At 60.5% G+C, this 22,317-nt stretch carries 20 protein-coding genes; 8 read left to right on the top strand and 12 right to left on the bottom strand.

Going from position 1 to position 22,317, the window contains the following annotated elements; translation table 11 throughout:
- Positions 1-777 carry a GntR family transcriptional regulator gene (locus tag BM229_RS16235; protein WP_093928696.1) on the bottom strand — a complete coding sequence of 259 codons (777 nt, stop codon included), beginning with the start codon at positions 775-777 and terminating at the stop codon, positions 1-3.
- Positions 778-867: 90 nt separating this feature from the next.
- Between BM229_RS16235 and BM229_RS16230 the strand changes: the two genes are divergently transcribed.
- The 4 genes from BM229_RS16230 to BM229_RS16215 all read left to right on the top strand — a co-directional run bounded on the left by BM229_RS16230 (position 868) and on the right by BM229_RS16215 (position 5,921).
- On the top strand, positions 868-2,415 hold the full coding sequence (locus tag BM229_RS16230; RefSeq protein ID WP_244152245.1) for a UxaA family hydrolase: 1,548 nt from the start codon (positions 868-870) through the stop codon (positions 2,413-2,415).
- Between the two features lie 24 nt (positions 2,416-2,439).
- Positions 2,440-3,753: a nickel pincer cofactor-dependent isomerase, group 22 gene (locus BM229_RS16225; RefSeq protein WP_244152243.1), complete on the top strand. Its 1,314-nt coding sequence runs from the start codon at positions 2,440-2,442 to the stop codon at positions 3,751-3,753.
- Entirely contained in the window at positions 3,753-4,934 is a 1,182-nt protein-coding gene (gene larC, locus BM229_RS16220; protein WP_093928694.1) for a nickel pincer cofactor biosynthesis protein LarC, read from the top strand. The genes BM229_RS16225 and larC overlap by 1 nt, the downstream gene beginning before the upstream one ends.
- Before the next feature lie 78 nt (positions 4,935-5,012).
- Positions 5,013-5,921, top strand: coding sequence for a LysR substrate-binding domain-containing protein (locus tag BM229_RS16215; RefSeq protein ID WP_093928693.1), 909 nt, complete (start codon positions 5,013-5,015; stop codon positions 5,919-5,921).
- Here BM229_RS16215 and BM229_RS16210 read toward each other — a convergent pair whose 3' ends face one another.
- A complete protein-coding gene (locus BM229_RS16210; RefSeq protein WP_167360281.1) occupies positions 5,922-6,656 on the bottom strand; it encodes an SDR family NAD(P)-dependent oxidoreductase in 735 nt (244 codons plus the stop codon).
- A gap of 74 nt (positions 6,657-6,730) precedes the next feature.
- Here BM229_RS16210 and BM229_RS16205 point away from each other — a divergent pair, with 74 nt between their 5' ends.
- The 4 genes from BM229_RS16205 (at position 6,731) to BM229_RS16190 (ending at position 9,649) form a co-directional block, all read left to right on the top strand.
- Positions 6,731-7,594: a 3-hydroxyacyl-CoA dehydrogenase NAD-binding domain-containing protein gene (locus BM229_RS16205; protein ID WP_093928691.1), complete on the top strand. Its 864-nt coding sequence runs from the start codon at positions 6,731-6,733 to the stop codon at positions 7,592-7,594.
- A 27-nt stretch (positions 7,595-7,621) separates the two neighbouring features.
- A complete protein-coding gene (locus BM229_RS16200; protein WP_093928690.1) occupies positions 7,622-8,449 on the top strand; it encodes a 3-oxoadipate:acetyl-CoA acetyltransferase in 828 nt (275 codons plus the stop codon).
- Between the two features lie 38 nt (positions 8,450-8,487).
- Positions 8,488-8,646: a peptidase M23 gene (locus BM229_RS16195; protein WP_093928689.1), complete on the top strand. Its 159-nt coding sequence runs from the start codon at positions 8,488-8,490 to the stop codon at positions 8,644-8,646.
- 97 nt (positions 8,647-8,743) lie between these two features.
- Positions 8,744-9,649 (top strand): bestrophin family protein, encoded by a 906-nt coding sequence (locus tag BM229_RS16190; protein WP_093928688.1) that lies wholly within the window; start codon positions 8,744-8,746, stop codon positions 9,647-9,649.
- Between the two features lie 6 nt (positions 9,650-9,655).
- Here BM229_RS16190 and BM229_RS16185 read toward each other — a convergent pair whose 3' ends face one another.
- From BM229_RS16185 to BM229_RS16140, 10 genes are all read right to left on the bottom strand, one after another.
- Positions 9,656-10,234, bottom strand: a complete 579-nt coding sequence (locus BM229_RS16185) for a DUF1190 domain-containing protein (protein ID WP_093928687.1) — start codon at positions 10,232-10,234, stop codon at positions 9,656-9,658.
- 39 nt (positions 10,235-10,273) lie between these two features.
- A complete protein-coding gene (locus tag BM229_RS16180) occupies positions 10,274-11,500 on the bottom strand; it encodes a glutathionylspermidine synthase family protein (RefSeq protein WP_093928686.1) in 1,227 nt (408 codons plus the stop codon).
- A 192-nt stretch (positions 11,501-11,692) separates the two neighbouring features.
- Positions 11,693-14,797 (bottom strand): ABC transporter transmembrane domain-containing protein, encoded by a 3,105-nt coding sequence (locus BM229_RS16175; RefSeq protein ID WP_093928685.1) that lies wholly within the window; start codon positions 14,795-14,797, stop codon positions 11,693-11,695.
- A gap of 105 nt (positions 14,798-14,902) precedes the next feature.
- Positions 14,903-15,661 carry a polysaccharide deacetylase family protein gene (locus BM229_RS16170; RefSeq protein WP_093928684.1) on the bottom strand — a complete coding sequence of 253 codons (759 nt, stop codon included), beginning with the start codon at positions 15,659-15,661 and terminating at the stop codon, positions 14,903-14,905.
- Positions 15,658-16,794, bottom strand: coding sequence for a glycosyltransferase family protein (locus BM229_RS16165; protein ID WP_093928683.1), 1,137 nt, complete (start codon positions 16,792-16,794; stop codon positions 15,658-15,660). The genes BM229_RS16170 and BM229_RS16165 overlap by 4 nt, the downstream gene beginning before the upstream one ends.
- A complete protein-coding gene (locus BM229_RS16160) occupies positions 16,791-17,375 on the bottom strand; it encodes a histidine phosphatase family protein (RefSeq protein ID WP_093928682.1) in 585 nt (194 codons plus the stop codon). The genes BM229_RS16165 and BM229_RS16160 overlap by 4 nt, the downstream gene beginning before the upstream one ends.
- On the bottom strand, positions 17,375-18,451 hold the full coding sequence (locus BM229_RS16155) for a glycosyltransferase family 4 protein (RefSeq protein WP_244152242.1): 1,077 nt from the start codon (positions 18,449-18,451) through the stop codon (positions 17,375-17,377). Before BM229_RS16155 ends, BM229_RS16160 begins: the two co-directional genes overlap by 1 nt.
- Complete coding sequence (locus BM229_RS16150; protein ID WP_093928681.1) at positions 18,448-19,692, bottom strand: glycosyltransferase family 4 protein; 1,245 nt, start codon at positions 19,690-19,692, stop codon at positions 18,448-18,450. Before BM229_RS16150 ends, BM229_RS16155 begins: the two co-directional genes overlap by 4 nt.
- Positions 19,692-20,912, bottom strand: a complete 1,221-nt coding sequence (locus BM229_RS16145; protein WP_093928680.1) for a glycosyltransferase family protein — start codon at positions 20,910-20,912, stop codon at positions 19,692-19,694. The genes BM229_RS16150 and BM229_RS16145 overlap by 1 nt, the downstream gene beginning before the upstream one ends.
- 11 nt (positions 20,913-20,923) lie before the next feature.
- Positions 20,924-22,204, bottom strand: coding sequence for a nucleotide sugar dehydrogenase (locus tag BM229_RS16140; protein ID WP_093928679.1), 1,281 nt, complete (start codon positions 22,202-22,204; stop codon positions 20,924-20,926).
- Between the last annotated feature and the right edge of the window lie 113 nt (positions 22,205-22,317).

Raw genomic sequence — 22,317 nt, 5'->3', positions numbered from 1 at the left:
TCAGGGCTTTTCCGGGGTGAAATACTCCGGAAAAGCCGCCCGCTTCTCGGTCATGCGGTCGACGGTGCGTTGCAGGTGTTGGCGCAGCGCCTCCATCGCGGCAGGGGCATCGCCCGCTTCGATCCCATAAAGGATCCGGCTGTGGCCGCCGATCACGTCCTTGTTGTTCAGGATGCGCCCCGCCTCATCGATGTCATCCAGATGCAGGCGGCGCAGGCGTTCCAGATGGCCTGCGTGGCTGCGCATGATGCGCTGGCTTTGCACATGGCCCGCCGCCACAAAGAGGGTCTGGTGAAACACCTCGTCCAACTCCTGAAAGGTCGGCACATCGCCGGGCTGGTCCGAGATGCTGCTTTGCAAGGCGACGATGCTGCGCAGTCGGGTCAGGGCTTCGGGCGCGATTTCGGCGGCCAAACGGCGCACGACTTCGGTCTCAAGCGCGATGCGCATGAACTGCGCCTCGCGGATGGCCGACATGTCGATTGGCGTCACCAAAGTGCGCGATTGCGGGTAGATCTTGACCAGTCCCTCCTTGGCGAGCTGCTGCAGTGCATCGCGTAGCGGCGTCAGGCTCACCCCATGGGTTTCGGCCAATTCGGCACGCAAAAGCGGCGTGCCGGGCGGCAGGTCGAGCCTTACGATCTGATCGCGCAGCGTGGCGTAAACCCCGCGCCCGGTTGGCCCACCCTCGAACAGACCCAGATCGGCCCCGCCGCCCAAAATGCTTTTGGCGAGGGTCTGCGCGCTCTGCGCGGCGGGTTTGTTCGATGAGGTCATGTGGGCTCTTCCATAGCTATTAAATCTAATATATCAGTTAATGACATCTTACCGAAGTGGTTTTTTTCGACACCCTGGGGGGAGCATCCGATGGACAGCCAGACCATGCAAGAGGACAGACGCGCAAAGGTGATGCTGCTGTCACCCACCGATAACGTGGTCGTGGCGACCTCGGCGGTGCCCCAAGGCGCGGTATTGCCGCAAGACGGGCTGCGTGCCAACCACGATACGCCCCAAGGGCACAAGATCGCGGTCCGCCCGATCCAGCAGGGCGCGCCGATCCTGAAATTCGACACGGTGATCGGCTACGCGGCAGAGGATATCGCCGCAGGCGACTGGCTGCACAGCCATAACATCAAATTCGATGCGGTGGACAAAGACTATGCCTTTGCCCGCGACTATACCCCGACCGACCTGCTGCCCCCCGAAGAGCGCACGCAGTTCATGGGCATCCGCCGCGCGAATGGCCGCGTTGGCACGCGCAACTACATCGGACTTTTCGTCACCGTGAATTGCTCGGCTACCGTGGCGCGCAAGATTGCCAATTACTTCGACGAAGAGCGGATGGAGGCATGGGAGAATGTTGATGGGGTGATCCCCTTCATCCACGAATCCGGTTGCGGAATGGAGCTCACGGGCGAGCCGATGGACCTGCTGCGCCGCACGCTCTCGGGCTATATCCGCCACCCCAATCTGGCCGGGGCCGTTGTCTTATCGCTGGGCTGTGAGCGCAACAATCTGGCGCAGTTCTTTGAGGAGGAAGGGCTGGCCGAGGGCAAGATGCTGCGCACGATCACCATGCAGCATGTCGGCGGCACGGCCCGCGCGATTGCCGAGGGTAAGGATGCGGTGCGCGAAATGCTGGATCAGGCCAATGCCGTGCAGCGTGAGCCCTGTTCGGCGGAACATATCACCATCGGGATGCAATGCGGCGGGTCGGACGGGCTCTCGGGTCTGTCGGCCAACCCCGGCCTTGGGGCGGCGGCGGATATCCTCGTGCGCAACGGCGGCACGGCGATCCTGTCAGAAACGCCGGAGATTTTCGGCGTCGAACACCTGCTGACCCGCCGCGCCTGCAGTGAAGAGGTGGGGCGCAAACTGGTCGAACGCATGGATTGGTGGCTGGACTATACGAAAGGCCGCGACACGCAGATCAACGGCGTCGTCAGCCCCGGCAATCAGGCAGGCGGTCTGGCGAATGTGTTGGAAAAATCACTCGGCGGAGCCAAGAAAAGTGGCAGCACGGGACTGATGGAGGTCTACCGCTATGCCGAACCCGTGACGCAAAAGGGGCTGGTCTTCATGGATACGCCCGGCTTCGATCCCGTCTCGGCCACCGGGCAGATCGCGGGGGGTGCGAACCTGATCTGCTTTACCACCGGGCGCGGGTCTTGCTTTGGCTCCTACCCCTCGCCGACGATCAAACTCGCCTCCAACACGCCGATGTTTACCAAGATGCGGGACGATATGGACATCAACTGCGGCACGGTCATCGACGGCGAGCAGAGCCTAGAGGAATTGGGTCAAGCGATCTTCGAGCGTATCCTCGCCATTGCCTCGGGCGAGCCGAGCAAATCCGAAGCGCTTGGCGTGGGCGAAGAGGAATTCGCGCCTTGGCCGATTGGGGTCACGGGGTAACAGATGTCGAAGGGGAGAGCGCAAATGAAACCGAACTATGTAAAGCTGGTCGAGGATACGCCGCTGCCGCGAATGGCGCTCTGCCGTCAGACCTTTGCCGCGACCCGCATCGACGACCCGCGCGCCGCCGTGGCAGAGGAGATGCAGGCCGATTGCGCGGGCAAGATCAAGCCGGGCATGTCCATCGCGATCACCGCAGGCAGCCGGGGGCTGGCGAACCTGCCGGAACTGCTGGCAGCCATCGTGGCCGAGGTCCGCGCGCGCGGGGCGCATCCCTTCGTCGTGCCCGCCATGGGCAGCCACGGGGGCGCCACGGCAGAGGGGCAAACCGCGCTGTTGGCGAAACTGGGCGTGACCGAAGAGAGCCTCGGTTGCGAAATCCGCTCGTCGATGGAAACCGATGAGATCGGCGTGCTCGACAATGGCATGTCGGTGCGGATGGACCGCCACGCCAATGCCGCCGATGGGATCATCCTGTTCAACCGGATCAAACCGCATACTTCCTTCCGCGCGCCGAACGAAAGCGGGCTGGCCAAGATGCTCTCGATCGGTTTGGGCAAGCAATCGGGGGCCGAGACCTGCCATTCGCGCGGCATTGATAACGTCGGCATCTTTGTCGCCAAAATGGCGCGGATGAAGTTGGAGCGTTGCAAGGTGCTGTTCGGCATCGGCACGATCGAGAATGCCTATGACGAACTCTCGCAGGTGGTCGCCCTTGACAGCGATGGGATGCTGGAGGCCGAAGCGCCCTATCTGCAAGAGGCGATGCGCAACATGCCCCGCCTGCCGCTGGGGCCGCTGGATGCGCCCTCGGCCTCGGGCGATCTGGACGTGCTGGTGGTGGATGAGATCGGCAAGGAGTTCTCCGGCACCGGGATGGACCCCAATATCACCCATCGGTTTTCGAGCGAGAAGATGCAGGTCCATCTGCATATCTCCCGGCTGGTGGCGCTTGGCCTGTCGCCGCGCAGCAACGGCAACGGCAATGGTGCGGCGCGGGCGGATGTGATCACGCAGCGGTTGGAGCAGGATTTTGACCGCGAGGCGGTCTATGCCAATGCGATCACCTCGCAGGTGTTGAAACAGTCGAAGATCCCCATGGTCATGCCCTGCGACCGCACCGCGATCCAGACGGCGGTCAAAACCTGCGGGGCCGAGGATATCACCAAGGTCCGGCTGCTGCGGATCCCGAATACGCTGAAGCTTGAGTATCTCTATGCCTCCGAGGCGATGCTGCCGGAACTGCGCGACCGTCCAGGGCTTGAGGTGGTGGGTGACCTGCAAGAGATGCAGTTCGACGACGGCCTGCTGCGCAACCCTTGGCCGGAGGGGCATTGATGCGGGGGCAGGGGCTTCACCTACACCTCGACCCTGTTGGCGGGGCGGCGGGGGATATGTTCATCGCGGCGATGCTGCATGCTTTCCCCGAACTGGCCGAACGCGCACTGGCCGATGTCGCCGCCGTGCTTCCGGCCGAGGTGGGCCATGCGGAACTGAGCGAACATGTCGCCTCGGGTATCACATCGCGGGGGTTCGAGCTGGTGTTAACTGCGCCTGATGCGGGCAGCCGGCACGGGGCCGAGACGACTTACCGCGCGATGCGCGAACTTTTGGAAAACGCGCCGCTGTCCGAGGGCACGGCGCAGGCCGCCTGTGCCATCCTCCACCGGATCGCCGAGGCCGAAGCGCAGGTGCATGACATCCCCATCGACCGAGTGCATTTCCACGAGATCGCGGATTGGGACGCGCTGATGGATGTGACCGCAGCAGGCAGCATCTGTGCTGCGCTGTCGGGGGCAACTGTCTCGCTCGCGGCGTTGCCTTTGGGCGGAGGGCTGGTCGAGACGGCGCATGGTAAATTGCCGGTGCCCGCGCCCGCCACGGCGCTGATCTTACAAGGCTACGACTGGCATGACGACGGCGTGCCGGGCGAGCGGGTGACGCCCACAGGCGCCGCGATCCTTGCCCATCTTACCGGCGGCAGCCCCATCGCCAGCCGTCCACCGGGGCGGCTGCGCTGCACCGGGTCGGGCGCGGGAATGCGGGTGATGAAGGGGCTGCCGAATATCCTGCGGGTCAGCGTTTTCGACACCGCCTCGGAGGGCATCGCGCAGGACAGTCTGGTGCAATTCGCCTGCGATATCGACGATATGACGGGCGAGGAACTGGGCGCGGCGGTGGATCGGTTGCGCGCAATGGAGGGCGTGGTCGATCTGCTGATGCTGAACGGGCAGGGCAAGAAATCCCGCCCGGTGACGCGCCTTGAGGTGTTGGTGCAGCCGCAGGCTGCCGACTGGGTCGCGGCGCGGGTGTTTGATCTGACCTCAACCCTCGGTCTGCGAAGGACACGGGTGGAGCGTTTGATCCTCCCGAGGGAGAGTGATGACAGCGGGCCGCTCCGCCGCAAGCGTGCGCAGCGGCCAAGTGGGCAGGTAACCACCAAGGTCGAAAGCGATGATCTGGCCGATGCCGAGACCCTGCACGACCGCCGCAGACGCGCCCGCGCCGCCGAAGGCTAGGTGCCGCCGCCCGGTGATCTAACTTGCTTATCACCGGGCCGCGTGTGAAAATCCTCTGATGCCAGTTCAGAGGACCGCATGGAAAAGCAACTCAGCGCAACGCTGCGCCAATATGAGGTCTTCGTCGCCATCGCCGAAACGCTGCATTTTGGCCAAGCGGCCGCCAATCTTGGCGTGGCGCAGCCCGCACTGACGCAGCAACTGAAACACCTTGAGACCGTCTTTGGCGGCGCGCTCCTGTTTGACCGCAACCGTAGGCGGGTCATGCTGACCGACTTCGGTCGCGCGCTTTTGCCCGAAGCGCGCGCGCTGTTGCAGCAGGCGCAGCGGGTCGAGGCCGTGGCGGAGGCAGCACGGACGGGCCAACGGGGGCGGATCGAATTGGCTTATGTCGGATCGGCTTCCTACGCGGGCATTCTGGGGCGGCTTCTGCGGGAGTTTCGCGCGGGGGCGGCGGATGTGGATTTGATCCTGCGCGAGTTGGACATGGACTTGCAGATTTCTGAGATTGTTGCAGGCCGGCTTGATGCGGGTTTCGTGCGCCTGCCGCTTTCTGGTGTGCCTGACACACTGCTGACCCGCACCGTGCATTCCGAGGATATCTTGCTGGCCATGCCGCCTGACCACCGTCTTGCCGAAGCGCCGTCAGTCACTATGGCATCGCTGCGCGAGGAAAGCTTTATTTTCAGCCACCTTGGCCCCGACATGGGCTTCGCCGCCTGTGCCTATCAACTCTGCGCTGATGCTGGTTTCGCGCCGCGCGTGGCGCATCGCGCACCGCAGTTCACGGCCATTGTTAACTTTGTCTCTGCGGGTCTTGGTGTGGCTTTTGTACCCGCTTCCGCTGCGCGGATGAAGGATGCAGGCGTTACCTTTTTGCCGATCAAAGATGCCACGGTGAACAGCCGGATTGGCTTGGCCTATCTCCAAGATCCGACCAACCCAGTTTTGCGCAGGCTTCTCGACGCAGTGGAACCGGAAAGCTAACTAGCCAACTGCCGTGCCACCACAAACAAAGACCGTCTGACCGGTGATAAAACTGCTGCGCGGATCGGCAAAGAAGGAAACTGCCTGCGCCACATCCTCCGGCGTGCCCATGCGGCCCATTGGCACCGCATCAACAATGGCACGGGTTTCGGGCGCGTCCTTTGGGTTGTTCTCCCAGAACGCGCTGGTGGCGATGGGGCCGGGGGCCACGCAGTTTACGGTGATCCCGTCGCGCGCCAGTTCCAGCGCCCATGTCCGCGCCATGGATTGGATCGCACCCTTGCTGGCGGAATAGAGAGTCCGGTCGATCTTGCCCTTGGTAACGCGGCTGGTGTTCATCACAATTCGCCCACCCCCAGCCGTACGCATTCCGGGCACCAAAAGCTTTGCTGCCAAGATGCTGGGCCGCAGGTTAAGATGCATGATCCGGTCGAAATCGCTGAGTTCTACCGCATCGAAAGGCGCGGGTTTTACGATACCGACGTTGTTGGTCAGACAGGTTACCGGGCCATTCTTGAGGACATGCTCCAGCGCGGCGGTGGTTGCCACAGGATCTGACAGATCAACGAGCTGCGCATCTGCGCGCAGGGTGGCATCCTCAGGCTCTTCGATATCAAGGACAAAGACCCGCCAACCGTCCTCTTGCAACCTGCGCGCGATTCCGAGGCCGATATTATGCGCGCCGCCTGTGACGACGGCATGGCGCGGAAGGGAGGATTGGGTCACGGAGCGCATCCTTTTTCAGATATGATATTTACTTATCACCACCATCTAGTGATAAGTAAACCGTGATATCCGGGAGGGGAGACATGGCCGAACGCATCATTATCGTAGGTGCTGGAACGATGGGCCAATCCATTGGCAGGCTCTTTGCCACCCACGGTTGGGAGGTTCACGCCGTCGACCCGACTGGGGCCGCGCGGGAGGCGTTTTTACGTGCGGTGTCCGGGGCGACGGCAAGTGCTGATCTGGACGGGGCAGGGCAGGCGGACGTTGCGTTGGAATGCGTGCCGGAGGAGCTTGCCCTGAAGCAGAAAGTGCTTGTCGCGCTGGAGGGCGCGGTGCCCAAGGATGCGCCCATCCTTTCCAACACTTCGGGGCTGACGCTTGAGGAAATGTCGGCGCAGATGGTCCATCCCGAACGCGCCGTAATCACGCATTTCTTTAACCCCGGCGATGTGGTCCCTGCGGTCGAAGTTGTCGCGGCAAAAGATGCAGCCCAAGGGTTGTGCGACCGGGTGATGAGCCTGCTGCGCGCGTTGGAGCGCCGCCCGGTGCGCCTTGAACATGCGCCGCCGGGTTTTGTCGCCAACCGTATTCAACATGCGATTATGCGCGAATGTCTACACTTGGTAGACGAAGGTGTGGCCAGCCCCGCCGAGATTGATGAGATTGTACAATGGTCGGTCGGGGTGCGCATGGCGCTTTCTGGGCCATTTCGACAGCGCGATCTGAATGGATTGGGCACGCACCTCAGCATCGCTGAGTACCTTTATCCCGATCTTTGCGACCGCCATGATCCATCACCCACCCTCGCCGGTCTCGTCGCGCAGGGACATCTGGGCAAACGCGGCGGCAAAGGCTTTTATGATTGGCCTACAAATGCGGGCGACGGGGACACCGATGAGGCACTTCAGCGTGTCATCGCTTTGGCGCGCGACAGCGCTGGTTAAGTACATTCCAGATAATCGAGGACAATCATGACCGATAAACCAGCAATCATCTGCGTGGCCATCACCGGGTCGCTTCCCACCAAGGCCGACAACCCGGCGGTGCCTATCGACATCACCGAACAGATCGAAAGCACCCAAGCGGCGTTCGAGGCGGGGGCGACGATTTGCCATGCCCATGTGCGCACCGCCGATGGCACCCCCACCGCAGACCCCGACCGTTTCGCGCGGCTGCAAGAGGGGCTGCGCAAACATTGCCCGGGCATGATCGTGCAATTCTCGACCGGGGGGCGGTCTGGCGCGGGCAAGAACCGGGGCGGGATGCTGCCGCTGCGGCCCGATATGGCCTCGCTTTCTGTCGGATCGAACAACTTTCCCAACCGCGTTTACGAGAACCCGCCAAAGCTTGTTGACTGGTTGGCGGCGGAAATGAAAACCTATAATATCCTGCCCGAGATCGAGGTTTTTGATCTGAGCCATATTCTACAGGCCAAGGCGATGTCTGACGCAGGCGCGATCCCGGCGCGGCCCTATATTCAGTTCGTCATGGGGGTGAAAAACGCCATGCCAGCGGATCGCGAGGTTTTTGATTTCTACATTCAGACAGTCAAGCGCCTTTTCGGCGATATCCCGTGGTGCGCTGCAGGGATCGGGCGGCATCAGGCGGAGCTGAACGCATGGTGTGCAGCAGCAGGTGGGCATTTGCGCACCGGGTTGGAGGATAATATCCGTATGGATAGAGACACGCTCGCGCCATCGAATGCGGCGCTTGTCACCCGCGCGGCAGAGATCTGCGCCGAGGCTGGTCGCCCTGTCGCCACACCGCAGCAGGCGCGCGAGATTTTGGGGCTTGGTTAAACCCTCTTTAGAATTGCCTACCGTACAAGGATACTGAAATGAAAAAATTGATATCAGCCTTCGCCCTTCTTGCCAGCCCGCTTGCGGCGCATGAGGGCGCGCATGTGCATCCGCATGGCAACGATCCGTTTTGGGCTGTGGCATTGCTGTCGCTGGCAATCGTGATCCTTGCGGCAGCGGTGATGCGGCGCAAATAGACCGCAGAGGGGTCAGGCCATCCCGCTGTTGCATTTTTCCTTTTCAGGGCAGAAGTTGCAGCCGACATGAACCGCTGCACTGCAAAAGGATCGCCCAATGATTGTCAGGGATCATCCAAGCGCGCTGAAGCTGTTCTTTGTCCTACAGGGTTCAATCGTGCCGAATATCATCGGGCGGATCATCGGCGTGGCAGTGCTGACCGCCGTGGTTCTGCTGGTGGATCAACATCTCATTGAACTGCCCCATGTCTCCATCGCGGCGATGGGGATTTTCGGCGTTGCGCTGTCGCTCTTCTTGGGCTTTCGCAACAATGCCGCCTATGACCGTTGGTGGGAGGCACGCAAGCTTTGGGGGGCGATGATCGCCGATCTGCGGACCTTGGGGCGCGATCTTTCAATCTTTGTAGGGCGGGGAGAGGACCGGGCCGAGATCCTATCGCTTGGCGTGGGATTTGCACATTTGCACCGGGGATTCCTGCGCGGTGCCGATGTGCAAGCGGAGATCACCGGCTGGGTTGGCGACGACCAAGCCAAAGCAATGTTGGACCAGACCAATCCCGCCGATGCTGCCCTGCGCGCCATGGCAGAACGGATCAGCCAGCTTGCAGCGCAGGGTGGGGTGAGTGGTTTTGGGCAGATGAGGCTCTCAGAAACGCTGGCCGCCCTTGCCGCCGCGCAGGCCGGGTGTGAACGTATTCTGACCACGCCTTTGCCCTTTGTCTATTCACTGATGGTGCGGCGCACGACTTACCTCTATTGCTGGCTGTTGCCCTTTGCGCTGATCGAGGCGACGAATTGGTTCGCGCCGATCTTTGCCGCGATTGTGGCCTATGTCTTTTTCGGCCTTCAGGCGGTCACCAACGAGTTGGAGCTGCCCTTTCGCAATGCGCATAACGGCCTGCCGCTTGATGCCATGTGCCGGATCATCGAAGTCTCTGCCGCAGAGGCGCTAGACCGCGCGCCGCCGCCCCTGATGACACCGAACGACCATGTGCTGACCTAGCGCCCTTCAGCCCCCAAAGCCGCGCGACCCGCCTGAGCGGCCAAATCCGCCCCGCGATGCGGCTGTGGCGCGGGTCATCGGGGTTTTGCCGATGGTGGTGCTGGGCCGGGTGAATTGCGAGGTGCTGAGCTTGGCCGCGCCGCGATTTGCCGAATAGGTGCTGGAGCGTGCGGCATTGGTGAAGCGGCCATCGGAGGTCTTGTAAAGCGGTTGCGCGGCGGACATGCCTGCGCGATTGCTCATCATATTGCCGATCAGATAGCCCGCCAGCAGGGGCATGAAGACCCCGCCTGAACCGCCTTGGGTCGCGGCTTCTTCAGAGCCACAAGCGCCTGCGCCATGCTGCTCTTCGCAGACCTCAAGACTGTCGTAGCGCGGTGCGGATTCCACATGGAGGGTTTGCGCCTCATCAAAGGCGGTTTCGCATTGTTGCTGGGTGTACATCCCGCCGCTTGAGGCATCGGCCAGACAGCTTTGCAGGTCAGGGAAGGCGGCCGCGTCGACCTTTTCCTCCTCACAGCCAGCAAGCGTGAAGGCGGCGGCGCCGACGATGGCGATGGAAACCCGTTTCGAGCGTTTGGTCATGGTGATTGTCTTTCTGCCAAGGGGCTGCGGAGCAATGGGTTATGCGAGAATGTAGTGCGGTTTGAAGCGGGACAAATCCTGCGTGATGCGGGAGTGGTCCTCGCGGATGCCGATGCCGGCGCAGGTCTCACCGACGATCCAAGACCCGATCACGGGGCGGAAACCGTCAAATTCAGGCAGGGGCGCATAGGCTTGGACAATGCGCGGATGGTCGGCGTAGTCGGTGTTTTTTGACTGTTCGATCACCTTACCCGATTGGTGGATCGTCACCGACGCCCCCTCGCGCGAGAGGATTGGCTTGCGCACATGCGCTTCCGCTAGATCGGCTGCCACGCGGTCAAAAGCCTCCGCGCAGCCGGGGGCGGCAGGGCCACGACCGGAAAGCGCCTCCGCCACATCTGCCTCAAAAAAGGCGGGCAGCAGATTGGGATGCCCCTCGAACATCTGCCACAGAACGGGCAAGAGGCCCTTATTCGACAGCAGCGCCTTCCACGCGGGTTCCAGAAACAGGCAGCCCGACCCTTGGATATGCGCGGCATAGTCATCGCGCAGCAGGTCTTCCCACGGGTAGAGCTTGAACAGCACGGCGATGCGGCGGTCTTGATCGTCAAGAAATTGACCATCATCGCTCAGCGCGATTTTGTCGAGGTCACAGTAATGCGCGCCCAAGCCCGCCTCGCGCGCGGCCCAGCCCATTGCTTCGACGGTGCCGTAGTCTTCGGGATTGTCTGCCACAGCGGTGAAATGCAGGTCGCTGTCCGGTTCGAAGACATCGGCAAAACGGGCGACCAATGCTTCGTGGATGCCGTTGAACTGATCCGTCCCTTCCGGCAAAACGCCTGCCTTCAACTGATCCTCAAGCCATTGCCATTGAAAGGCGGCGCTCTCGTAAAGCGAAGTCGGCGTGTCGGCGTTATATTCTAGCAGCTTGGCCGGGCGCGCGCCGTCATAGGCCAGATCAAAACGCCCGTAGATTTCTGGATCGCCCCGGCGCCAGCTTTCTGCCACGAGATCGCGATGCGCGTCGGGAATGGCCAGCCGCGTCATCAATTCCTCGCTGGCAATGATCTCGGCCACGGCCTCGCGACACATGGCGTGAAGCTCGGTCGAGGGGTCTTCGATGTCGTTTTCAACCTGCTCAAGCGACAGCGCATAGGCCGAACTTTCGTCCCAATACGGCTCGCCGTGCATATCGGCAAAGGTAAAGCCAACCTCCTCCGCATGGGCACGCCAATCGGGCCTTTCGGGCAATGTGATCTTTTGCAACGTTTTGCTCCCCCGGGTTTTGCGGTTGCTTTTACGCGGCTTTGAAGGCGGCAACCAGAGGGGGATCGTCGTAGTGAAGTGATAAGAGAAACAAGTGCCGCGACAGCTTGGCTCACAGGATTTCCATGCTCCAGCACATGGGCCTCACTTCATACTCTGCCAGCTTCCGCGCAGTAATCTACAAAACTAATTTTAACGCCGCTCCATCGTTCTCGCATTCAATTCCGCAAGGTCCACCCCTTGTTCGACCGCAAACACCCGCGTTTCGCGCAACCTCTCTGCCGCACCTGTCAGGTGGCTGGCAACGGAGCGCAGCAGGCTTGTGGCGACTGCGGTATCGTTTTCGATCACTGCCAGCAGCTCCTGCGCGCCAATCCGCAAAAATTTACTGTCTTCGAGAGCGACCAAATTCATCGTGCGGTCTTCGTTCATGATTACGGAAAGATCGCCGATCAGCCGTCCGGGCACGATTTCAGATAGCAGAACATTCGATGTCTCGCTTTCGGGCCAATACAATCCCGCCGAGCCTGACACGCAGAGATAGGCGGCGTCTGCTTTTTGCTCTGCGCTGAAGATTACCTGCCCTGTCTTTGGTTCATACCACTGCGCGCTGAAGGCCAGAAGACGTTGCTGCTTGCGGTCTAATCCTTGGAAAAGCTCAGCTTGGGCGACAGCGCGTAGCTTGCGGTTCAAATCCTTACGCGCGTCTTCGTCCAATCTCTCGTCATCACGGGCCACACCGTCTATGCGGCCATCCTCAATCTCAACGAAAAGGTCATAGTATTCCGGATTGGAGAACTTCTTTTCTATGAAGATTTTGGTCGCATCGGGCAGTAGCTCACTGATCCGTTCCCGCATTCGGGACCGCATGTCGCTGTCATGATTGGCCATGGCGTTTTGCAGGATCAGAATGTCAGGCTTCTTGATCCCTGCACGGCTGAACGAGATGCGCTCGCGGAACACGGAGGGGATGTTGTCGCCGCCTGGGGTGGTCGGTAGATCGAAGATGCTTTGGGCGACCAGCCCTCTTAGCCCATGTTCATCAAGCACCGCGACAACAATGTCCTCAACCTGCTTTTCCCGGGCACCGGCCAAGCTTGAGATTCTTCCGAAAATTGCATTGCCCAAGACCGACATCACGGGGATGTATTTCTTCGGATCGATTTTTTCGAATAGCCCATCAAGTTCAGCGACCATTTGCGCGGCGCTTTCCCTGCGGATATCAAGAATTCGTTCCCGCAAAGCATCGCGGAATGTGGGGCCGATCTGCTCTGCGGAAAACGCGAAAGGCACCGTAAGCATGAGGGAAAAATCTTCTGGTGGCAGCCCAGCGTCGCCGACTTCTCGTCGCTTTTTCGCGATCTCACCCAGACGGAGGTACAGTTCATCCGACAGATTAAGCCGTCGGAACAGCGGGTGGTTCATATCCTCTGTTCCAAAGGTCGCGGTAAGCCCTTCGATAACCCCAGCCGAAATCTGAGCCAGTTCATTGACAAGACCATGGTCGCGCAAAATCTGGATGAATTTTTCCTCTTGTGCCAACGATTCCTGAGGGAGCATGCGGGTCGGCAGTGCATAAAGAAGGTTGGTGCCTAGCGGCGAAACCGGGCTGAACTTGGCCGGGTCAAAGGCGTCTACGACATCGTTAAGCCCCGCCTCAGCCAGCCGTTTGGCGATCTTTGGGCGAAGCCGAACAATCGCATTTGTCAATTCCCACTGGGTGTTGGGGTCCACGCAAGAGCTTAGGGCGCGCCGCACCATGAAATCGTCGATGCCCATGGCCTCGACCAAGTGAAACCACCAGTCGCGGATTTCATTTGAGGAGGTCAGACCCGCAAGGCCGGGCTCTATCCAATCCATGCCGAACGGGTCAGTACTGTTGCCTGTAAGGGCGGCTTCTGCTTGCCACAGAGCGATGTCATCCAGAAAGGGTTCAACGGCGACGGGCTTGTTTTTGAAAGGCATCAACAGGTTTTCGCCGATCGTCCCCTGAAAGATATAGGGGGTCGAACTGGCATAACCGATCTTGTTGGCAATAGTGGCCTGATGCAGCTCATTCAGCGCGTGCCCGGCGATACGTACCTCACCACGAGAGGGGATAACCTCACGCGTCAGAACATCGGCGAGCGCCAATGCGGCGGTTTCATTCTTGGCTTTGATGGCAATGCGCGCGCCTTTGGGCAGGACGAGGTTGATGTCTTCGAGAACCGGGAAGCCGTTGTCATTCAGCACAGTCACATTGCGCAGTTCAATATCGCCATTCAGATCCGGTAAGGTGTCGGGCGTGCCTTCGAACAATGCTTCGTCGACAATCGTATCTTGGGCGAATTTTTCGGTAACGACTTCCCAACGCAATGACATATCTTGCGCTTGGTTGTAGTAGGTAAGCAGCTCTTTCCACGGCGACGACAGGTCTTTGTAGGCCGCCAATGCCGCGACAAGCGCGCCAACGGTGATTTCCCCGCTGATCGCGAGGTATCCCCCGACAGAATAGAAGAAAAATGGCGTCAGCTGATTGATGAAGTTGTTCAGGAACTTCATGAAAAACTTCTTTTTGTACAGCTCTAGGCGGATGCTGAACAAGAAGCCAAGCCGGTTGGAAAACAGTGACATCCTGTGGCGCGCGCCACCATTTCTGCGAATGTCGCTGACACCTGCTGCCGTCTCACCGATCTCGGCGGCCAGTTTGCGCACTTCTTGAATCCGGTCTTTGTTGAGCAAGCTGACTTGACGCTGCAATCTTGGAATGATCCAGGCTTGCAATGGTATGAGAGCGATGGACACCAGCCCGAACCAAAAGCTTTGGGCGAAGAGGAACACCAGAATCGTAAGCATCTGCCCGAACTGAAATACGGGTTGCGAGAGCATATCGCCCATCAAGCCACCCATCGGCTCGGCTTCTGATGTTACCATGGACACCAGTTCGCCCTGGCTGGTCGAGCGGAAAAATGGGCGCGGAAACTTTAGCATGCGCGATAAAAGCTGAAACCTGAACCGCCGCAGTAACCGTTCAGATAGGACACCTTTCATCGTGTTGAGCCGCATTTTCAGCAGCCCGTTCGCCAGCACAGACAGAAGAAACCCGACACAGAGAACCAAGAGAAATTCCACTTGGGTCAGGGTGATCCCAAGGATATCGATATCCGCGCCAGTGCCGCCAATCGCATCGTTGATGATACGCTTGGGCAGCTCTAGCGAGATATAAAGCAACGGAAACGTCAGCACCGTGATGGCCAGCAACACAAACTGGTTTCGTTTGGAGTTTTTCCAGATGAACTGAAAGAGGCTCTTATCCATCAAGGCCATCCGTTATTCGAGTGTCAGAGGTATATAGCGATTTTTCCGGCTTAGGGGCAGAGCTGTTTAGCCGAGCGTGCGGGAAGAGGCGTTAGTCATGAAAATCTAAGGCAGGTCAATAGGCTGTCGTAGAAAGTCACAAGGTTTTGCGCCGCCTTCCAGCAGCTCGGTCAGGAAGCCGCGCGAGAAATCCCAGATCGCTTTGTCATGAACCAGATGGTGACTGAGAAACCCCAATGGTTCAGTGTCATCCGCCCGCCCCGCGCGCCGGTCTTGCAAGAGCACGACCGCTTTTGCGATAACCTCGTCCGGTGCAACCAGCCCCCCGCCTGCACGCCAAGCGATCGGGTCAACATGCGTGTTGATCTGGACCAGCCCCGCTACCCGTCGGGCGCGGCGGGACGTGAAGGTCGAAAGCGCCACATAGCCTTGCGCGGCGAGGCCCGCTGTCAATTCCGCGCTAATCCGGTTCCACGGGGGTACGAACATCGCCAACATATCGGGGCCGAAAAGCTGCCGCATGCGGGCCAAACCGGCTTGGGTTTTGGTGCTTGCATCTGGGTGCGGGTGGCCAAACTCAGCCTTCTTAGCCCCCTCTGGCGCAAGATTTTCATGCGCCCAACCATGGACGACGGGGATCATGGAGTGCCTGTCTTTTGCGATCTCAGCCAACGCGGGCGTGGCTGTCTTGGGGATCACGGCAATATGTACGGGTAGGCCAATTTCTTCGCTGATCCCCAACAGCCTGTGCAAGGCAGGGGTGGGGGCCGTTGCATCATCGTCCCGCCACCAGATTGGCAGGCGCAATCCATCCGCGCGATAGCGGGCCAGTTCTGTTCGCAGAGGGGACCAGTCAACCGTCACGCTGTCTGTGTCCGCAACATCGCAACGCGCCGAACAGTCTCAGCCGCCCCATCGAAACCGGTCCTGACCCCTGCGCGTTCGGGCAAAGGCGCAAGACGGCTTAGTGCGTCCAGCAAGCTGTCGGGCGTCAGGTCGGCACTGGGCAGAACCTCAATACCCGGCAATTGAGCCAGCGCGTTTGCCCGGATTGTCTGCTCAACCTCTGCCCCTGCATCGAAGGGGATGAAAACCGACTTACACCCGGCCTGCAATACGTCGATCGCAGTGTTATATCCGCACATCGAAACCGAAGCGGCAGCATGAGGGAGCAGCGATCGAAAATCAGGCCGTGCGGCTTCAATGATGATGTTGGCAGGTGCGTCTGCGCGCCACTGCGCGATGCGCCGGTCTGCCTGTGCCCCGCCAATCAACAATCGCCATACCCGCCCATCGCTCAGGGCAGCCCGCAGAGCCATAGAAAAAATATGCGCGCCAACGTCACCGCCCCCCGCGCTGACGATGATCTCATCTTTGCCAACCTGTTCGCTGTGCGACGCCGCGGCGGTTGGGGCGATGAAACCTGTGTAATGCAGCTTTGAACGCAGGCCAGCGGAAACAGGCCAAGAAGCGTCAAGCTGCATGACCTGCGGGTCGGCATGAACCAAAACCGCATCATAAAACCGGTCCACAATGCTATGCGTCTTTTCAGCTTTTCCCAGTGATGAGGGCGGTGCCAAGATGTCGCGCACCGAAGCACAAATAAGCGGGCGGTCGGCCCGCGCATCGGCTGCCTCAAGCAAGGCGGAGAATTCGTGGCGTAGAGTGCGGCGACCGAAGGGGAAGAGCTCGGTAATCAGAACATCGGGGCATAGTTGCTCAAATTCGTCAAGTATCTGGGCCTTGCGGGCATTCAGCAACGCAGGATCCGCCGGAGTGCCATCAGCGTCCAACAGCCGGGAGAAATCCACGCCATCCGACCGCAGTGCGGGAAGTTGTACGAGGGGCACATCGCCGCGATCCAGCAAAGGGACCGGCATGCCGCCCGACACGACAGTAACCGTATGCCCCGCATCCTGAAACGCGCGGGCAAGGTTCAATGCGCGGGCCAGATGGCCCGTTCCTAACAGATGGGTGACAACGATCATAACGTTCATAAGCCACGCTCCACAAGGCGGGTGAAACCGTCTTCAAGCTGCCAGCGGCCCTCTGCAATGTGTATGATATAGAGCCGATTGCGCTTGATCTGAAACGGGGCCGAGCCGTGGAAATCCCAGCCCGTTGCCTGCGCCATCAAGACACGCATCACACCGATATGGCAGACCGCAAGCGCGTCTTCCGTCAGTGTTTCAGCCCAACGGTTCAGGCGGTTTTTTACGTCTGTTAGGCGTTCGCCCCCCGGCGGGGAAAACTGCCAGCCCCAATCCTCAATGTGACGAAAGCCGGACGTGGTGTCTGCAAATAGGTCATGGCTCTTGCGTCCTTCCCAGTCTCCGAAATCCATCTCAATAAGGGCTGGATCAGTCACTGGGTTTCGGTCACTGACAATCTGGGCCGTCTCAAAGGCACGGGCCAGCGGGCTGGACCAGACCTTTGCGGTGTCCCATGGCGCAGGCAGGCAAAACCCTTGCAATTGCGCGCGCGCCGCGTCGTCCAGCGGCACATCTGTCCGGCCTTGTATTCGCCCCTCCCGGTTCCAAGGGGTATGCCCGTGGCGCAAAAGTGCCAACCGGGGCATCAGGTGACCCCCACGCTGGCAAGACCGCGCGTCAAGGTTGCAACGGCTGCGGGCAGCAGGTGATTATCGGCTACGTGTTTTTGCGCGGCACGCCCTGCAATACGGCGGGTTTCAGGGTCATCTAGCAGACGCGCCAGATTGGCGGCGAGGGCAACGGGGCCATCTTCGGTGGATGGGTAATTTCCGCGCGCCAGCACCTCCCGCACGCCGGGACGATCCTGTGCCACAACCGGTAGCCCTGCGGCCTGAGCTTCAAGATAGACAAATCCAAAGGCTTCGTTCACCCCCGGCCAAAAAAGCAGCTCGGCACGGGCATAGGTAGCAGCGAGATCGGCAGCATTTAGGTTGCCAAGGAAGGTGACCTTCTCCCCAAAGGGGGCCATCAGGGCCTTCACCTCATCCCGCGCGGGGCCATCACCAGCAACCTCAAGCCGCCAAGTATCATCCGGCAGCAGCGCCAATGCCTCGGCGATGATGCGGTAAGAGGCGAGCTTGTCGCCATGACGCATCATGCCCACGCTCAGCATCGGGCCATCTGAGGCAAAGGGTGCGGCAGGCAGGGTGTCGTCTGTCAAAAAGGGGGCCAAGTGGATCAATTTTTGCGCGGGCGGCGCACCTTTCAGCAGGGCTTCGGCATCGCGGGCAGTCAGATAAAAGATAGCATCCGCCAGATCGCAGGCGCGCTCGGCGGCCGTTGCATACTGCGCCCACGGCCCGCTAAGCCGCTTGGCCGCGCGGGTGGCTTCGACAAGCACATAAGGGATGCCAAGCGCCTGCGCCACCGGCCCGCCGATCAGGTCGGGGGCTTTGTAATAGGTGTGGTAGGTGATCCACGCGCGCCAACCCTCGGCACGACCGCGTGCGATTAGGGCGGGTAGGGTGGCATCCGCCTCTGCCGTGATCTGCTGTTGTCGCGTCGCATCACCTTTGCCGTCGCGGCTGCGCAGTCGGCTGGCAAGGATGACTGTATGGCCCGCGCTTTCCAGCGCCCGGATCAGCGCGCGTGCCATAGAGCGATCACCAGACGGCACCGGATGGTCCGGTGGCTTCATCGGCGCATAAAAGGCGAGGGTCATTCGGCCGTTTGGCCGAGCATGGCCCGCAGACGGTGATCAAGCTGAGCGATGCCGGGCGCCATGGTGAAGTCTTGGATCAAGCGCCGATGCGCGGCCTCGGCCAGACGCGGCCCGGTGGAAGGGTCGGCGGCAAAGGCGGCGATGGTCTGTGCCAGCACGATCGGGTCGTCGCTGCGCAGTAACCCGTGGGTGCCATCCTCAATGAACTCTGGAATGGCGGAAACCGGCGTGCTTAGAATGGGGAGTTTCTGGCTTGCGGCCTCCATCAGGACATTCGGCAAACCATCCCGGTCACCATCCTCGGCCACCCGAGACGGAAGAACGAACAGGTCATTGGCGCGCATCGCTTCAATCACCTCAAGTTGGTCGCACGCGCCTCGCCAGGTGATACGTTCTGCGACTCCCCGGTCGGCGGCGCGGTCGCGCATCTGCGCATCCAGCGTGCCACCGCCGATATGGGTCCAATGCCAATCAAGGTTGTCCGGCAGCAGCGCAAGCGCATCGATCAGATTATCAAAGCCCTTCTTTTCCACCAGCCGCCCGACTGACATCAACCTGAGTGGGCTGCCATCCCCGCGCATCGCGCGATCTGGCGGGGCAGGAAAACGGGCAAGGTCCAACCCGTGATACACAAGGCTGACGCGGCTCGGGTTGTCGGCCAACCTTTGCAGGTGCTCTGCTCCGAAACCGGTACAGGTCGCGCCGAATGTCGCGCCATGGTGCTCCGGCGACAGTTTCTCGCGCAACTCCCATTCAGGAGAGGTCCAGATGTCTTTGGCATGAGCCGAAAAAGACCACGGCAAGCCACGTAGGATCGACACATAACGCGCCACGGATGCGGGTGTGTGCAGAAAATGAGCATAGAGGCCCCCGACATCCTGCGTCATCTCATGTGCCATGACGCAGGCCTGCCCCCAGCGTCGCCGCCGGTTTGCAGTGTCATCGCGGGAAACGTCGCGGGCATAGGCATCGGCGGCAGCGTCGAAACCGGGCAGGGACGCCGCGGCACCCATGGCCTCTGCCACCCGGCGCGGCTCATCTCGGAGATACTCAGGCAGATAGCGCACTGGCGCCTGCAACCGGGCATGAAGCGCATGGGTCTTCTTGTCAGTCGGGTGGCGCAGCGACCAGATGTCTAGATCAAGGCCCGCCTCCTCCAACGCCACGAGTTCTTGCGCGATGAAAGTTTCCGACAGGCGGGGCCATCCTTTCACGACGACGGCAAGACGGGGATTGATCATCATGTTTCCCTTCTGCTCATCAGCGCGTCGGCGCGTGCGACCACCATTTCAAGTCCGCCCAGCAGATCATTGGCTCCGGCCTCTGACGGTTTTTTCTGCTGCGGCAAATTGCGGATGGCGTCGATCATTGCCTGCGTGGTCATCCCGTCGCGGGTTTCCTCTAGCATGCGAACCAGACCCATCTCTTCGGCGCGGCTGGCGCGCAGCCATTGCTCTAACCGCGGAGTCGTGCGCGGTACGATTACGGCGCGTTTGTCAAAGGAGAGGACCTCGCAAAAGGTGTTGTAGCCGCCCATGCTGATGACGCCCTCCGCGCCGACGAAAAGGGCCTCGATCTGTCTGTCAAACCCAGTTGCCGTGACCCGTCCGCCCAGTTTGGCCACGCGCGCCTCGAAACGATCGCGCAGATCGCCCGACAGGAACGGCCCATAAACCAGCACCGCATTCGGCTTCAACGTCGGATCTTGCTCATAAGCCGAAAGCACAAGCGACACCATCGCCGCACCATCGCCGCCACCGCCCGGTGTGATTAGCACATAAGGGTTGTCGGGCACCTCTGCCTCATCCGCGATTTCGCGGCGCAAATACCCGGTCCAATGCATCCGCGCGCGGGCCTCTTGCGACAGCGGCAAACCTTGGGTCGGATCATACATCTCGCGCATGCCGTAGACCCAGATTTCATCATAAAGCTCTTCGGCGGCACGCAACGCGCCCTTACGCTCCCACTCGGCCGCAAGTGCCGCAGGCTCGTCCAGCACATCGCGTAGGCCAAGAACGGTGCGGGTGCGCCCATGCGTGCGCAGCCCCTGAAGGGTTGGCAGCAGTTCGCCCCGAAACCCTGTCGGTTCTTTGTCCACCACCAGCAGGTCAGGCTCATAGCGTTCGATCGCGGCCTGAATCAAACCGGCGCGCAGAGATGTCGTGTCTTCGATGCCCGTGCCGAGCGACTGGCTGACATAGCTGCCATCGGGCAATTTGGTCACGCCGGGCAGGCGTATGTGATCAACACGTTCGGGAAAGGTGAAACGCCCGGCCACCGGGGAACCTGTCAGAATGATCGCCGAGGCGCGTGGATCACTTTGCGTCAGCGCGGTCGCCAAGGTGCGAGAGCGGCGCAGATGGCCCAGCCCAAAAGTGTCGTGGCTGTAAAACATGATCCGGCGCGGCGGCAAGTCTTCACGGTGATGTTGGGCAGGCTCTTGGTCCGCGCGTTTATCCATCTCAACTGCCTTTAAAGCCGCAAGTCACTACCGGACTTTCCGAAAATACCCTTGATGTCAAACAATACCGCGCCGGGCTTACCTAATTTTCGCAGGGCGTCGCTGCCCAATTCGACAAATTCCGCGTGCCCTACTGCAACGATGACGGCGTCATAAACGCCAACTTCCGGGGCCTCTATCCCGTTTACGCGGTGCTCTGATTGCAGTTTCACTGCCCCGACCCACGGATCATGCACATCAACGCTGACAGAATAGGCCGCAAGTTCTGAGGCGATATCGGCGACCTTTGTGTTGCGGGTGTCGGCGCAGTTTTCCTTGAAGGTGTAGCCCATGATTAAAACCCGGGCGCCGCGCACGCCAATATCGCGGCCCAGCATCGCCTTTACCAGCGTCTGCGCCACATGTGCACCCATCTGGTCGTTTATGCGCCTTCCTGCAAGGATGACCTGCGGGTGATAGCCCATCTGCTCGGCCCGGTATGTCAGGTAATAGGGATCGACCCCAATGCAGTGCCCGCCGACAAGGCCGGGGCGGAACGGCAGAAAATTCCACTTGGTGCCTGCCGCCTCAAGAACCTCTAGCGTATCAAGGCCAAGCCGAGAGAAAATTAGCGAGAATTCGTTTACCAGCGCAATATTCAGATCGCGTTGCGTATTCTCGATCACCTTGGCTGCTTCGGCGGTCGCGATGGAGGGCGCGCGGTGCAGCCCGGCTTTTACCACCGGGGCATAGATCGCCTCGACACGGGTGAGAGTTTCCGCATCCTGCGCGGCGATAATCTTGACGACATTCTCCATGGAATGTTCGGCATCGCCGGGGTTTACCCGTTCTGGGCTATAGGCCAACTTGATCTGGCGTCCCGCTTCCAATCCGCTGCCAGCAGCAAGGGCCGGACCGCAGACTTCTTCGGTCACACCGGGGTAGACGGTGCTTTCCAAGATCACCACCGCACCGTCCGTGAGATAGGGGGCAATGGTGGCACAGGCGTTCAGGATCGGGTTTAGGTCGGGGGCTTTGGCGTCGGTGATCGGTGTCGGGACGGCGATGATGAAAACGCTACATCCTTTTAGATCGGCGGCGTCATATGTGTAGGTCGCAGTGCTTCCGCCAACAGCGTCGTCCGAGACTTCACCGTTCGGGTCACAGCCCTTGCGCAAGGCACCCACCGTTGCGGTGCAGGTATCAAAGCCGACAACGTCAAATTCGTTTCGCGCCAGCGCCAGCGCTAGGGGCAGACCAACGTAGCCAAGGCCCAAAACAGAAATTCGGTTATCAGAAGCAGGGCGTGGCAACGGTGTATCCTTGGGATTGTGTCAGTCCGGGCCGCGCGCAGTATGTCACGGCCAAATGGCAGGTCGCCGCGCGCATCTCAGATAGTTTGGCACCCGCAGAATTGCAATAGGTT

The organism is Sulfitobacter dubius (assembly GCF_900113435.1).
GTDB lineage: Bacteria > Pseudomonadota > Alphaproteobacteria > Rhodobacterales > Rhodobacteraceae > Sulfitobacter > Sulfitobacter dubius.
This window is presented reverse-complemented; position numbering and strand designations above follow the sequence as displayed.